Source organism: Mucilaginibacter sp. 320_HR, assembly GCF_059691875.1.
Genome location: NZ_JCAWAI010000004.1, coordinates 105,520 through 119,808 on the forward strand (window position 1 = coordinate 105,520; position 14,289 = coordinate 119,808).

General features: G+C 47.4%; 13 protein-coding genes and 3 tRNA genes. 6 read left to right on the forward strand and 10 right to left on the reverse strand.

All coding sequences use genetic code 11. The features are described 5' to 3' along the window. Nucleotides 1-31: 31 nt before the first annotated feature. Nucleotides 32-1,867: a 3-keto-disaccharide hydrolase gene (locus AC59GT_RS14955; RefSeq protein ID WP_497238376.1), complete on the forward strand. Its 1,836-nt coding sequence runs from the start codon at nucleotides 32-34 to the stop codon at nucleotides 1,865-1,867. 11 nt (nucleotides 1,868-1,878) lie between these two features. Further along, nucleotides 1,879-3,822 carry a c-type cytochrome gene (locus AC59GT_RS14960; RefSeq protein WP_497238377.1) on the forward strand — a complete coding sequence of 648 codons (1,944 nt, stop codon included), beginning with the start codon at nucleotides 1,879-1,881 and terminating at the stop codon, nucleotides 3,820-3,822. Here AC59GT_RS14960 and AC59GT_RS14965 read toward each other — a convergent pair. The 9 genes from AC59GT_RS14965 to AC59GT_RS15005 form a co-directional block, all read right to left on the reverse strand. Next, complete coding sequence (locus AC59GT_RS14965; RefSeq protein ID WP_497238378.1) at nucleotides 3,819-4,406, reverse strand: nucleotidyltransferase family protein; 588 nt, start codon at nucleotides 4,404-4,406, stop codon at nucleotides 3,819-3,821. The two genes, AC59GT_RS14960 and AC59GT_RS14965, sit on opposite strands and share 4 nt — an antisense overlap. Beyond that, complete coding sequence (locus AC59GT_RS14970) at nucleotides 4,403-5,545, reverse strand: XdhC family protein (protein ID WP_497238379.1); 1,143 nt, start codon at nucleotides 5,543-5,545, stop codon at nucleotides 4,403-4,405. The genes AC59GT_RS14965 and AC59GT_RS14970 overlap by 4 nt, the downstream gene beginning before the upstream one ends. Continuing rightward, nucleotides 5,542-7,695, reverse strand: coding sequence for a xanthine dehydrogenase family protein molybdopterin-binding subunit (locus AC59GT_RS14975; protein WP_497238380.1), 2,154 nt, complete (start codon nucleotides 7,693-7,695; stop codon nucleotides 5,542-5,544). The genes AC59GT_RS14970 and AC59GT_RS14975 overlap by 4 nt, the downstream gene beginning before the upstream one ends. Continuing rightward, complete coding sequence (locus AC59GT_RS14980) at nucleotides 7,695-8,675, reverse strand: FAD binding domain-containing protein (RefSeq protein ID WP_497238381.1); 981 nt, start codon at nucleotides 8,673-8,675, stop codon at nucleotides 7,695-7,697. The genes AC59GT_RS14975 and AC59GT_RS14980 overlap by 1 nt, the downstream gene beginning before the upstream one ends. After that, nucleotides 8,672-9,325 carry a (2Fe-2S)-binding protein gene (locus AC59GT_RS14985; RefSeq protein WP_497238382.1) on the reverse strand — a complete coding sequence of 218 codons (654 nt, stop codon included), beginning with the start codon at nucleotides 9,323-9,325 and terminating at the stop codon, nucleotides 8,672-8,674. Before AC59GT_RS14985 ends, AC59GT_RS14980 begins: the two co-directional genes overlap by 4 nt. Before the next feature lie 124 nt (nucleotides 9,326-9,449). Beyond that, nucleotides 9,450-9,704 (reverse strand): hypothetical protein, encoded by a 255-nt coding sequence (locus AC59GT_RS14990; RefSeq protein WP_117382620.1) that lies wholly within the window; start codon nucleotides 9,702-9,704, stop codon nucleotides 9,450-9,452. Nucleotides 9,705-9,752: 48 nt separating this feature from the next. Next, nucleotides 9,753-10,550, reverse strand: coding sequence for an NIPSNAP family protein (locus AC59GT_RS14995; protein ID WP_497238383.1), 798 nt, complete (start codon nucleotides 10,548-10,550; stop codon nucleotides 9,753-9,755). A gap of 86 nt (nucleotides 10,551-10,636) precedes the next feature. Continuing rightward, nucleotides 10,637-10,720: transfer RNA gene (locus tag AC59GT_RS15000), tRNA-Leu, on the reverse strand. A 73-nt stretch (nucleotides 10,721-10,793) separates the two neighbouring features. Next, nucleotides 10,794-10,877 (reverse strand) — tRNA-Leu (locus AC59GT_RS15005). A gap of 162 nt (nucleotides 10,878-11,039) precedes the next feature. On the opposite strand from AC59GT_RS15005, the gene AC59GT_RS15010 reads away from it, so the two are divergent. From AC59GT_RS15010 to AC59GT_RS15025, 4 genes are all read left to right on the forward strand, one after another. Continuing rightward, a complete protein-coding gene (locus AC59GT_RS15010) occupies nucleotides 11,040-11,477 on the forward strand; it encodes a DUF2147 domain-containing protein (protein WP_497238384.1) in 438 nt (145 codons plus the stop codon). Then, nucleotides 11,474-12,481 (forward strand): WD40/YVTN/BNR-like repeat-containing protein, encoded by a 1,008-nt coding sequence (locus AC59GT_RS15015; protein WP_497238385.1) that lies wholly within the window; start codon nucleotides 11,474-11,476, stop codon nucleotides 12,479-12,481. The genes AC59GT_RS15010 and AC59GT_RS15015 overlap by 4 nt, the downstream gene beginning before the upstream one ends. Nucleotides 12,482-12,612: 131 nt before the next feature. Continuing rightward, nucleotides 12,613-12,685 (forward strand) — tRNA-Lys (locus AC59GT_RS15020). A 284-nt stretch (nucleotides 12,686-12,969) separates the two neighbouring features. Further along, nucleotides 12,970-13,245, forward strand: a complete 276-nt coding sequence (locus AC59GT_RS15025) for a hypothetical protein (protein ID WP_497238386.1) — start codon at nucleotides 12,970-12,972, stop codon at nucleotides 13,243-13,245. Between the two features lie 147 nt (nucleotides 13,246-13,392). Here the strand turns inward: AC59GT_RS15025 and AC59GT_RS15030 are convergent, their stop codons facing one another. Then, nucleotides 13,393-14,250, reverse strand: coding sequence for an SDR family oxidoreductase (locus AC59GT_RS15030; protein WP_497238387.1), 858 nt, complete (start codon nucleotides 14,248-14,250; stop codon nucleotides 13,393-13,395). Nucleotides 14,251-14,289: the final 39 nt, after the last annotated feature.

The window sequence follows — 14,289 nt, forward strand, 5'->3', positions numbered from 1 at the left end:
TGGCGGCTTTAAACCGTAAGCTCTACCAATTATGACGAACAAACTATTCTACAATGCTGCTTGTGCCGCCTTGTCGCTGGCGTGCCTCGCGGCTGCGGGTAACGCGCGGGCGCAGGCCTTAAAAAATCAGGTTTCTTTAACCGATTTGTCTGCATTTGCCGCTCCTCCAAAAAGCTGGGAAATAGCCGGGAGCATTCATGCCGGTATGGACAAGATGAATGAATTTGACACCGGTAACGGCACAGGTGTGCTGGTGAACAGAAGTGACGAGAAAAACCCGGGACACGACCTGTACTTTAACCTGCAGCATGGAGACCTGGACCTGGAGATGGACTACATGGTAGCCAAAGGCGCTAACTCGGGCATTTACCTGCAGGGCCGTTACGAGATACAACTGCTGGATAGCTGGGGCACAGTAAACCCTAAATCGGGCGATAATGGCGGTATTTACGAACGCTGGGACGATAGTAAACCCGATGGTATGAAAGGTTACGAAGGCCATGCGCCGCGCCAAAATGTTAGCCGCGCGCCCGGCCTCTGGCAGCATATCAAAATATCTTTCCAAGCACCTAAGTTTGAGGCACAGGGAAATAAAATAGCCAATGCAAAAATTCTTGCTTTGACACTTAACGGCGTTCTTATACAGGATAATGTTGAACTGTCTGGCCCTACACGTGGCGCGTATGACAATAAGGAAAGTGCTACCGGTCCGCTTCGCTTACAGGGCGACCATGGCAGTGTTGCTTTTAAAAACATCAGCTATACCAGCTTTGATAAGCCGCATCCAACCGTATCGCAGTTAAAATATGTAGTTTACAAAGGCACGTTTGATGCCGAACCGGATTATAAAACATTAAAGCCTGAAGCGCAGGGAACCGGTGAGTCGCTTAGCTCCAACGAGGTAAAGCTAGCCAACGATTTCCTGTTGAAGTATACTGGTGTAATGCACATTAACGATCCCGGCGAGTACACTTTCAGGTTGAGCGTTCCCGGTGGAAAAGGTGGTTTACGTATTGCCGGTAAACCGGTTATTGCGCTCGCAAACAATCGTGGCGGTGGCAGCGCCCAGCTTGCAGCAGGCGACCAGCCTTTTGAGTTGTTCTACGCTAAAACTGTGGACTGGGCAAAAGCAGCCCTTGCGCTTACCGTAGCTGGCCCGGGTATACGCGAATACACGCTTACCGATGCGAACGTTAGCAATAACGATCCTGTTGACCCTATCCTGATCAACGCTACGGAGAACACTATACTACGCAGCTTTACCGATCTGCCGGGCAACTACCGTGTAACCCATGGGGTGAACGTAGGCAGCACAGATCAGCTACATTACACTTTTGATATGGATAAAGGCATGATCGTTCAGCTTTGGCGCGGCGGCTTCCTGGATGCCACCCCGATGTGGCACGAACGCGGGGACGGATCATCAAGGGCAGCAGGCTCAACACAGTTTTTTGGCAAAGCAGTGCCTGCAATTGCAAAGCTGGCTACGGCCGATGCTGCATGGCCTGTAGATACAGCAGCTACAGCTTATCGCCCTAAAGGATATGTGCTGGATGCCGATGGCAGGCCAACGTTTAAATACCAGCTATACGGCGCAAGCGTTGCCGATGCCAGTACAGTTATAGCAGGCGGGCAAGGCTTGCAACGCACCGTTGCGGTAAATGGTTCAATTCCGGGTGCTATGTTCCACCTGGCGCAGGGCAACAAAATAGAACAGCTAAAGAACGGCTGGTACGAGGTGGACGACCAATACTACATCAGGCTGGATGATGCAGCAGGCGAAAAGCCGGCCATCCGTAGCGTAGGAGGGATGCAGGAACTGCTTATCCCAATAAAACAAAAATTAACCTATTCTATCATTTTTTAACGAGACAGCTGATGATGAATTTATATAAACACATGATAGGCAGGTTTGCAATTGGCGTATTAACCTGCATGTTGCTGGGCGGAAGCGCGAAAGTATTTGCTCAGGCAGAGTCTCCAAAAGAGGACGACTTTTTTAAGATCATGAAAGTGCCGGCACCCGAAGGTACCATACTGGAAGTTGGGGGCCTGTGCACTTTGCCTAACGGCAGCCTGGCGGTAACTACTCGTCGCGGCGATATATTTATTGTAGAGAACCCAACCAGTCAGCGCCCGTTCTTCCGCAAGTTTGCATCGGGCTTACATGAGGTGTTAGGAGCAGCTTATAAGGATGGCGCTTTATACGTGGTACAACGCGGCGAACTGACAAAACTGGTTGATACCAACATGGATGGTAAAGCTGATGTATTTGAAACGGTTTACGCCTGGCCGCTCTCCGGCAATTACCACGAGTACAGCTTCGGCCCTAAACTGGCACCTGACGGAAGTTTCTTTGTAACACTTAATCTTGGCTTTCCGCCGGAGTGGTGGCACCCCAAAAGCTTTGTACCGTACCGTGGCTGGGCGCTTAACATTACCGAAGATGGCAAGGTTACCCCATGGGCAGCGGGTTTCCGCTCGCCTTGCGGCATCAGTATGATAGACGGGCAGCTTTGGTACACCGACAATCAGGGCGACTGGGTTGGCTCGGGCAGTATCATGCCGGTAAACAAAGGTAGTTTTATGGGGCACCCGGCCAGTTTGGTGTGGACCAATCTGCCTAATTCACCGTTGAAGTTGACGTCCGAAAAGTTTTTTTCAATGAACAATCCGAGGATAGAATTCGATAAGAGCGGTCAGCCTTTTAAACCATTGAACATCGAAAACGAAAAGTTCAAGACGGAGTTCGAGGCTAAAAAGGAAATACCCGAACTACAGTTGCCTGCTGTGTGGTTGCCACATGGCATATTGGGTATATCTAACTCCGAGATCGTAAAAATACCGGAAGGCGCTTTTGGTCCGTTCTCCGGCCAGCTGCTGGTGTGCGATCAGGGGCAGAGTATGGTAGACCGCATTTTCCTGGAGAAAGTTAACGGAGAGTACCAGGGTGCTGCGTGGGCTTTCAGGAGCGGTTTTCAGTCGGGTGTCGTGAGGCTTGCCTGGTTGCCTGATGGATCTTTAGCGGCAGGCGAAACCAACCGTGGCTGGGGATCTGCAGGGGAGGCTACCATGGGCCTCCAACGCCTGGTGTGGAACAACCATATTCCGTTTGAGATGCGCGCCATCAGGGCCATGCCTGACGGCTTTGAGATAGAGTTTACTAAACCTTTAGACAGGAAGGTTGCGGAAGACCTGGCCTCTTACAAGGTAGATAGCTATATTTATAAATATCACGGTGTATACGGCAGCCCGCCGGTTAATACCGAGAAATGCGCCGTAACAGGTGTAAAGGTATCAGAGGACGGACTGAAAGCCCGGATAGTGGTAGATAACCTACGCCGTTACTACATCCACACCATTACACTAGATGGCATCCGCGATAAGGAAGGTTACTTTAACCTGGTGCACCCTACGGCTTACTACACGCTAAACAACATCCCGGAAGGGAAAAAACTAACTGCAGCTGAGGTGAGCAAAAAGAGCTCGGTAAAAGCTGTAGCGGCTGTTAAGACCGCTCCGGCAAAAACCACAGCGGCTGCAGGTAAAGTTGTTGCAAAAGCGCTAACCTATGATGAAGTAAAGCCACTGCTACAAAAGAATACCTGTTTGTCTTGCCACAACCCGAACACGAGGCAGGTAGGCCCGGCTTTTAAGGATGTTGCCAAACGAAAATACACTGTAGCGCAGATAATGGCTTTGATCAAGAACCCGAAACCGGAGCACTGGCCGGATTATTCGACCCCAATGCCGCCTATGCCGCAGGTAAGTGCACAGGACGCACAAAAGATTGCCACCTGGATACGATCCTTAAATAATTAATTATCCAGAGAAAGAAGATTGTTGTAATCATCCCATGTATCAATATCGATGACACCTTTATCAAACGGGATGGTTGCAACTTCCTCAGGATGGGTTCTGAGAATGTTTTTTGCGCCTTCGTCGCCTTTAAGCAGCAGAAGGTTATTGAACATACTCCTGTCGAATAGAACAGGTACTCCAACCGTGTCGCCATAAGCGCAGGCAACAATAGTTTTTCCACTCTCTTGCTTCTTTTGGAGCATAGCATCAAGTAACTTACTGTCCACGTAAGGCTGATCGCAAAGAATGAACAAGGCACTGTCGATGTCAAAATCATGCAGCATGTAATTAACCGCTGCCTTTATGGATGATGCCATCCCTTCCGCCCATTCGTTATTCAAGATGATATGTACATCCTGGTGAGGAATATAAGAACTAACCAACTCGTGATTAGCCCCTACCACGGCGACAACTGGCCGGCATTGAGATACTATTGCAGCCTCTACAGCATGCTGTATAAGTGTTTTGCCATCGTAAATGAGCGTTTGTTTCGGTTCGCCTAATCGTGATGATGAGCCCGCCGCAAGAATAACTACTGCCGTCATGAACTGATGATTTTTTTGATTTGGGTGGTATGGATCGGCGATGGCTTAAACTTAAGCGAATACCCCTGCCGTGACGATAATACCGCTTTGATTTCCGACAATATGGACAAGGCGATCTCTTCAGCACCTTCCGAACCGATGTCCAAGCCTACAGGACCGTAGATGCTGTTCAGTTGATCTTGAGTAATATTAAATCCATTATCTTCCAGTTCTGCAAGCATGCGCTCCAGCTTCTTTTTAGGGCCGAGTATGCCTACGTAAGGGAGTTGCAGCGGAAGAAGCTCTTGTAAAAGGGCCAGTTCATAGTTGTAGTTATGCGTCATCAGCACAAACGTTGTTTGCGGATTAAGATCAACGTGTTGTAATACTTCCGAAGGCTTTGCAACAATAACTTTTCTTGCTGAAGAAAACCTTTCAGTTATGGCATAATTGGGTCTGCCGTCTACAACGGTTACATCCCAACCAAGCACGGCGGCCATTTTAGTAAGCGGTATGGCATCATTACCGGCACCAATTACTACAAGGGTAATAAGTGGCTTGATAAATTCCACGAACGCCGTGTATTCCACTTCGCCTGTAAAAATCCGCGTTTCAGATTGTTGCTGATCAAAAACACGTTGTGCATCGTTGATGAGGGAGAGCCGATGATCTGAGTCCTCCAGTCCTGATATTTCCAACCCTTCGGTAGTAAGGCATAAACACGTTCCGGGCTGGGGTGCTTTGCGATCTTCGATGGAGAACAGCGTAACAAGTACCCCCGGTAAACGCTTATCTACAATGGCTTTAAGAAATCCAATAGGACCGGTGCCATTGTCGTTTATAGGTTCTATAAGGATATGTATGATGCCGTTACAACCCAGGCCAACGCCTAGTTTGCTGTCGTCATCATCCATGGTATCGTAAGTGACCAGCATAGCTTCCTGCTGATGAATAACCAACCGTGCTTTGCGTAATGCATCACCTTCTAAACAGCCGCCGCTTATTGCACCGGTGAGTTGCCCGTCTTCCGTGATCAGCATCCGCGCTCCGGCTCGCCGGTAAGCAGATCCCTCTACCTGCACAACTGTGGCAAGCGCGGTTTTTATGCCGCTTCGGGCGGCGATGTCATAAGCATTAACAATGTCTGTTAACTCCTTCATCCAATAAGCTTATCAGGCGTAATAGGCAAATCGCGAACACGCTTTCCGGTGGCGTTGTAAACCGCGTTAGCTACCGCCGCAGACATGCCTATTAATGCGATCTCGCCCATACCTTTAGCACCAATGGGGTTGATGTAAGGATCGGGCTTGTTCACGAACATAGCATCTATCTGTGGTATATCAGCGTTTACCGGTACGTGATAGTCGGCCAGGTTGTTGTTTACATACCTACCGTAACGGTGATCTATCACACCTTCTTCCATTAAAGCCATACCAATGCCGCCAATAGCGCCGCCTACAATTTGGCTGCGCGCGGTTTTAGGGCTTACAATATGGCCGGAGTCGGCAACGCAGGCCACCTTGTTTATTTTTACGACGCCCGTAGCCGGATGAACCAGCACCCTTACAAAATGCACCGACCATGATTGCATGGAGTACTTTTGATTGTTAGGCCCGCCCTGCGATTTGGTAAGCACCTCCAGCGATGGCAGGTTTTTGTCGTTCAGTATTTTAACATAGTCCAACTTGTCATTACCGCCATTGCCCATCAGTTGCTGAAACTTTTCTTTCATCACAACGCAGGCATCGTGCACAGCGGAGCCTACTGTTGATGTGATGGACGAGCCGCCCTGCATTGGCGCATAGGGCAGGGAAGAGTCGCCCATTTCAAATTTTATCTTCTCAGGTGCTATACCCAGCTGTTCTGCGGCAATGCTAACAGCCGCAGTCCCGGTGCCGGGACCAATATCGCTTACCGCTGTTTGTAGAACGAGAGTTCCATCAACATTAAAGATTGCTCTAACCGTAGCAGTATCTCGGTATGCACCAAACATGCCACCGGCCATACCGTAACCAACCAGCCAGCCATTCTCTTTCAAGGTGCCTGGTTCGGCTTTACGATCTGTCCAGCCTATTTGTTTCGCACCCATCTGGTAAGCCTCGTCAAGGTACTTGCTGGAGTATTCTTTTTTGTTCTCCGGGTCAACCTTAGCATAGTTCTTCATGCGGAGGTCTATAGGGTCCATTTTCAACTGGTACGACAACTCATCCAATGCAGACTCCAGCGCGAAAGCACCTGTTGCTTCACCAGGACCGCGCATCCATGTTGGCGTATTTACGTCCAACGAGATAAGCCGGTAGCGGGTGGTAACATTAGGGCATTCGTAAAGTCCCTTGCTGGTACCTATTGGCCCTTCGGCAAAGTCTTCATAAGTAGATGTCTGCCCTGTAGCTTCGTGAGTAATGCCAACCAGCTTGCCATCGGCAGTTGCACCCATGCCAATTTTTTGCCAGGTATAAGGCCGGTAACCAACAGAAGTGAACATGTCCGGTCGGGTTAGTACCAGTTTAACCGGCCGTTTAACAACTTGCGCACCTAATACGGCAGCAATCTCATGTGGCCAAACCTGCAGCGCGCTGCCAAACGCACCACCCACAAACTGTGAGTTTACCTGTACATCCTCTTTCTTTAGATTGAAGGCTTTTGCAATATCATCCCGCGTAGCAATAGCGCCCTGCGTTTTGTCCCACACCGTTAGCTTGTCAGGAGCATCCCAGCGCGCTATGATGGCGTGCAGTTCCATTGGGTTGTGCACTTCGGTAGGTATAATGTATTCTGCCTCCAGCTTTACCGGTGCAGACTGCCATGCATCTTCGGTACCGCGGATGTCGTCTTTACCGCCCCATGGTGCCTTGCCTTTTAGTTCGGCAGGTGGCTTTGTCTGGTGAGCTTCCTTATTGTATGTCACCTTTACCAACGATGCACCATACTGCGCACGCTCAAAGGTATCTGCCACAACCATGGCAACGGGATGGCCGTTGTATAATATTTTGTTATCGTTAAAAACTCTCAGAGGACCGCTTTTTACCTCAGGCTTGCCGGGGTTTTTAGCTTTTTGATGCCCGGGAACTTTGGGCGCGTTCAGGTGGCTTAATACCGCCAGTATTCCGGGCGCTTTTTCCGCAGCTTTTGAGTCGATAGAGGCAATTGCGCCTTTGGTAATGGTACTCATTACCAACACGGCGTAAACCATGCCGGGCAATTTATATTCTGCCGAGTATTTAGCAGCACCGGTTACCTTTGCGCGTCCGTCAATACGGCTCATGCCGTCAGCAGAAGTTGGGATTGTTTTCGTTAGGTCCATTTCCATTATACCAATCCTCCCGCGTGTTTAAGGGCTTCGGTGATAGTAGCCGGGCCAAGTTTAAGTTTAAATGAATTGAACTCGCGTCCTTTAGCACCTTGCATGGCAATAGCCGCCGCCTGTGCAAAGCTTTCTTCAGTAGGTGTTTTACCAACCAACGATTTTTCGGCATCAAATAATCGCCATGGTTTATGTGCTACGCCACCCATTGCCAAACGTGCCTGTTTAATAACACCATTCTGGATATCCAACGCGGCAGCTACAGATACCAGCGCGAATGCGTAAGATTGCCTGTCGCGCACTTTAAGGTAGTAACTGTTCTTTACAAAGTTATTGTCCGGTATTTCCACACCAACTATCAACTCGCCGGGGGCAAGGTTGTTGTCTTTCTCCGGATGTTCTCCGGGGAGGCGATGGAAATCTGTAAACAGTATTTTTCGGTGACCGGTCTTACCAGCTATGATGACGGATGCGTCCAGCGCAGCTAAGCCAACGCACATATCGCTTGGGTGTACCGCAATACATTGCGGGCTGGTACCAAAAATAGCGTGCATGCGGTTAAAACCGCCCATTGCGCCACAACCGGTACCGGGTGCCCGCTTGTTGCAGGGCATTGCTGTATCGTAAAAATAAGGGCAGCGGGTGCGTTGCATCATGTTGCCGCCAACTGTTGCCATGTTGCGCAGTTGGGGTGATGCACCTGCTTTTAGCGCCATTGATAGCAACGGATGCTTATCTAATACCTGTTGATTCTCAGACACTGCTGAATTTAGTGCCAGTGCACCAATGTGCAGGCCGTTTGCAGTAGTATTTATACTTTTTAGCGGAAGTTGATTGATATCTACCAGCCTGTCCGGACTGGTTACGCCTTTCTTCATTAGGTCTACCAGATTGGTGCCGCCGGCTATGATCCTGCTGCCGGGTTTAGCTATCACGTCCAGCACGGCTTGCTGGCTGGTTGGGCGTACGTATTGAAATTGTTTCATACGGTTTGTCCTCCCTGCTTAACTTCTAAAATAGCATTAACAGTATTGGGGTAAGCGCCGCAACGGCATATGTTGCCGCTCATGTATTCACGTATTTCTGCTTCGGAATTGGCGTGACCTTCGCGCACGCATGCCACTGCCGACATGATCTGTCCTGGTGTACAGTAACCGCATTGAAAGCCATCGTGCTTTATAAAAGCTTCCTGCATTGGGTGCAGGTTGTCGCCACTGGCTAATCCCTCAATGGTGGTAACTTTCCTGTCGTTAACCATCACACCAAGTGTAAGGCACGAGTTTACGCGTTGTCCGTCTATATGTACGGTACAGGCGCCGCACTGCCCATGGTCGCAACCTTTCTTTGTGCCGGTAAGGTCAAGCTGTTCACGAAGTATATCTAACAGTGTAGACCGTGGCTCAACGGAAAGCTTGTATGGCTTGCCGTTTACCTCCATGTTAAGCGGCAGCTTTTCGGCGGCATCAGCCGTATGGCCGTCTAAATGGCCGTCTAAATGGCCGGTAGCTGCCCCCAAGGCTAATGGAGGAGTTAAAGCCGCCGCGGTAAGCAACGACGTTTGCTTTATAAAGTCGCGCCGCGTTCCATTAGAGAGCACATCTCCCTCCGGAAGCATTTCGGGTTGTTTTTCGGGCATAAAAAAGTGTTTGATTGGCAATGTCAAGATAGCACTTTTGTTAGAACCCTGAAAGGCGCTGAATAGTTTTTATAAAAGAACCTGGAGGTAATGAATAAAACACGATATAAGCTATAGCACCAGGCTATTCCAGTTCCTCGTCCTCGTCTTCCTCTTCAGGAACGTAATTGTTTATAGCTTCGCCAATGCGGTTCACTTCAGGGTCGTCGCCAAACATCGGCAATTCAGTTTCCGGGTTAAGCTTTATCCAAAGGTTTTCGGTATCCTTCTCAATTTTACCGTACTCTACACCAGCCTTAAAAATGGTGTAAACATTGTCTTCTTCCGGGAAAACGGAGTATACAACTCCGCCAGCCAGAACGTCAAATGGTTCTTGCATTACTTAGTAGATATGTAGCAAGGTAGCATTGCAGCTACCTTTGCTCAGTTAAATTTGTGAGTATGCTGTTGGCACCAGCAGGGTTGATGTTATTTTATTGACTAACAGGGCATCGGCGTACTCCGGTACCGAGCTAATCTTCTTCCATTGCGGATCGCCGCCAAAAGCTTTCCAGTGTGCATCTTTTGCAGCCAGATCATCAAAGGTGATCATATAAGTAAGGTTTGGCCTTAGCGGACCAATAATGGTTTCGCCCCAAAATACCGGTTTAAAGCCAAGGCGTTTAAAGATGTCTATTTCACCCTGATCGTTAAACATCTCTATCTTTTTCTGGCCGGCTGCTTCAGTAGCGCTCTGGTACTGGCGTAACTCAAATATCCTCGTCTTTTTGTCTGGAGCAGCAAGAACCGGGCTATGTTTAAAAGCTTTCATTAGGGAGCTTTCTATCCGCTCGTAAGCCGGCTGTGATGCAGGCGCAGTCAGGTAAGCGGCACCTTTAGTTTTATACGCCGTGTCGTTATTTATGTTGTCCGAGATATGGTCGAAGTGCGCAATGCCATTATACTGTATAAGTACATATAGTTTGGTTTGTGCTTCCGGTTTAAGTTCGGTAAACACGCCAACATGTTTTACCCCCATACGGTTAAATGCAGGAATGGCAGCATTCTGCAAAAAGTCTTCTACCAATTTTTGCTGTTCGTTATTCTTAAGCGTGTATACACGCAGTTCGTAATAATCGGTACCTTTCGACGGAACCGCGCTGTTAGCTGCTGACGCGACTGCCGGAGCAACTGTGCCCGCAGCGGCTGTTAAAAGAGTTGATTTCACAAAAGAACGTCTTTTCATAATAGATGGATGTTTATACTATCTCTACCATCAAAAATATGTAAATGTTTGGGAAAGAAAGTATAACGGTAAGAGAATAGATAATGTGCCCGAGACGAGATTCGAACTCGTACAACCTTACGGATGCCACCCCCTCAAGATGGTGCGTCTACCAATTTCGCCACCCGGGCCTTTTAATAAGAAGTCTTAAGTAAACAGCTGTGATTAATTAACCGACAAACTTTACTTAAGACTAAAGGGATGTGCCCGAAGAGAGACTCGAACTCTCAAGAGACAATTCTCAACGGCTTCTGAGACCGCAACGTTTACCAATTTCGCCATCCGGGCATTATAGAACAACTCATAAAGCGTTGATGAAGTATTTGGCATTTATGAGGCTGCAAATATAACGGTTTGACCCATGCAATTAAAAATTAATGCAAAATTGTGAACGTTTTGTATTAACCGACGTAAACGTATACCTTGGGCTAAGCAATTCTAAAAAATACTATGATCAGAAAGATAATTTTAACGACTGTACTGGCCGTTGCCTGTGTGATTACAGCATCTGCACAGAATGCAGATGCAATATTAGGAAAGTGGCTAAGCAAGACGGGCGAAGGCCAGATACTTATCTACAAGAAAGGTAGTAAGTTTTATGGCAAACTGGCGTGGATTAAAGCGCCTAATGATGAAACTGGCAAACCTAAAACAGACGAAAAGAACCCGAAAGCGGAACTACGCTCACGACCTATACTCGGCCTGGAGATCATCAAAGATTTCGTTTTTGATGGTGATGATGTTTATGAAGATGGTACCATTTACGACCCGAAGTCTGGCAAAACTTATAGTTGTAAAATGACGCTTAAGGGCGATGTGTTGAAAATTCGCGGGTATATTGGTATATCATTGATAGGGAGAACTGAAAATTGGAGCCGCGTAAAATGAAGATAGCTTTTAAATTACTTGCCCTTGCCGCGCTGTTATGCCCGGTATTTGTAAATGCCCAAACCATAACCCGGCTGAATCAGCCCGCGTCTGCCAGTATCCGCGGACTTTCGGTTGTAAATAATAACGTAGCCTGGGTAAGCGGAAGCCGCGGTAGTTTCGCTATCAGTACAGATGGTGGCAAGACATGGGCGTGGAACCAGGTGAAAGGGTATGAGAAGAGCGACTTTAGGGATGTTGAAGCCTTTAGCAGTAAAGAGGCTATAGTAATGAGTTCGGGCTCGCCAGCAGTTATATTAAAGACTACTGATGGTGGTGTAACCTGGCAGGAAAGGTACCGCCAAACAGAGGAAAAGTACTTTCTAGACGCAATGGACTTTGCCGATGAGAAACATGGCTTTATACTGGGCGACCCGATAGACGGTAAGTTTCTGTTACTGGAAACTAAAGATTGCGGCAGTACCTGGGCACAGGTCAATGGCCCAGAAGCTTTAAAAGATGAGGCGGCATTTGCAGCCAGCGGAACCTGTATAAGGGCGACTCCAATGTTAACTATTGTAACAGGTGGCAGCCAAAGCCGTATCTTGACAGCTGATGCAAACAATTTAAAGTGGACATCAACTATGCTGCCTTTAACCAACGGTACACCCAGCAGAGGAGCATTTTCATTTGCCACCGGCAGTAATAGCACCATAGTAGTAGGTGGCAACTATGCTAAAGATGTTGTTGCTGATTCTGTTGCTTATGTATTTAAAGGGATCAAAAAGCTGAGTAATGGCGGCAACCCACAGGTTGGTCCGGCAGGTTTTCAGTCCGGGGTGGAGTTCATCGACGGGCAGACTTTTCTTGCGACAGGTACTTCAGGTAGTAATATTTCTACTGATGGTGGTAAAACGTGGCGTAAAATAGATGACAAAAGTTACAACGTTTGCAGGAAAGCAAAGCGTGGAAACCTTGTTCTGTTAGCTGGAGATGGTGCTAAGGTTGGTATCTATAATCCTTAATTGCTGATAATGAAATTGTTATTATTTACTTAAAAATAAATTTAAAATACGTTTGCAGGCAATACACAATAAGCGTATATTTGCACCACTTTAAACGGAAACGCTTTCACTAGCGAAAAAGTTAAAAGGAAGATTCCGTAGCTCAGCCGGTAGAGCATAACACTTTTAATGTTGGGGTCCTGGGTTCGAGTCCCAGCGGGATCACAGAAAAGACCACTCAACAGGTCGAACGTTTTGAAGTAAAAGCCTCTTGAAAAAAGAGGCTTTTTTTTTTAATGCGGTTTCTGGCTTAGAAACCCACTTTTTACAAACTTCCCCTCTACTTTCTTAAGAAATTCAATGCAAGTTAGTTCAATCTAAATCAAAGTAATCGGTCACCTATTCATTCTTCCGGATTAGGTCACCGAATTAATACTGGTGCCTTGTATTGGTTTGATTTTCAGTTTAAAAACAGATGGCAACGGCCGTATCCACCGGTTCCTTATCCGATGCAAAGTATTTATTTGGCGCAGACCATCCAGTCAACCATTCGGCATGATCTATCTGAGGAACTGTTTTTTCTGGAACGCTATGATGAGCTCAAAGGCGACCTGCAAAACCTGGTTGATATGCCGGACCGCAAATTGAACGAAGTGATCGTTTTTCTGTACCAGAATAAAGGAATCTTTCCTAACCGGCGTAAAAAGCATTTCGCCGGGATCACAGCGGAAGAGTTTGCAGCTATGGAAAAGATATATGGGGAAATATTTAGTAGCAAAGATTGATTCGGCGGCGACAATATTTTAGAAGCGTTGCTGTTTTCCGTTTTGTAGCCAGGGAAATTTATCCTGTGAAGATCGTCAAACTACCCGTAAACGCTGTTTTCAATCTGGGTACCGATCCATGATAAACCGTCCACTCCTTGCGAAAGTTCATTCAATATAATCCCTAAAAGTTTTTGTTTTTCTACCTAATAGCCGCTCTAAATCGCCTGACTGATGTTCGAATTCACCATCTTCGATTGCCACTACCCAATTGGTGAGAAAATCAGCAACCTTTCGGGGAGTTCCTTTTGCAACCATTCCCTCTATATATTCCTCCGCGGTAATCTTGGAGAAAGTGACAGGTTTTCCTTTTATTTCTGCCAGGATGCTGGCAATGTCAGCGAACGAAATCGCCTCGCTTCCGCCTAACGAATAGGTTTTCTTTTCATGCCCGGAGGTAGACAGTATTTCAGCGTGAGCTTCCGCCAGTTCATCTCTTGTCGCAGGTGACATTTTGCCATTGACAGCCGGAACTTTTATTCCATTTTCATAGGGATTGGAATCATAATAGATCGATAGTATGTCTGTAAAAGGCGGATGGTACAAAATGGTATAATCAAGGCCGGACGATTTAAGCACTTGTTCAGTAAATAAATCTGATTCAGTAATTTCCGGCATCATACGACCTGATCCTTTTTTGCGCATGATCGCCATATAGACCACATGTTTAACACCTGCCTGGCGGGCAGCGGTGATCACGTTATAATGCTGGGTAAACCGGTCGGAAAAGGCGACCGCGCTGGTAAGCATTACTTTATCAACACCTTTAAAAGCCCGGAGCAGAGAATCATAGTCGAGGTAATCTCCAATACGAAGCTCAACACCTTTGGCAACTATATCATCAAGGCCGTCCTTTTTCCGGGATAGCCCAATGATCTGGTTTGAAGGAACCCCTTTTCCCAATAAATGTTCAACTGTACCTTTTCCGACAGCGCCCGTTATTCCCGTTACTAATATTTTTGCCATAATAAAATTACTTGGTTTACGGCCGCAGGTTATGCAGCC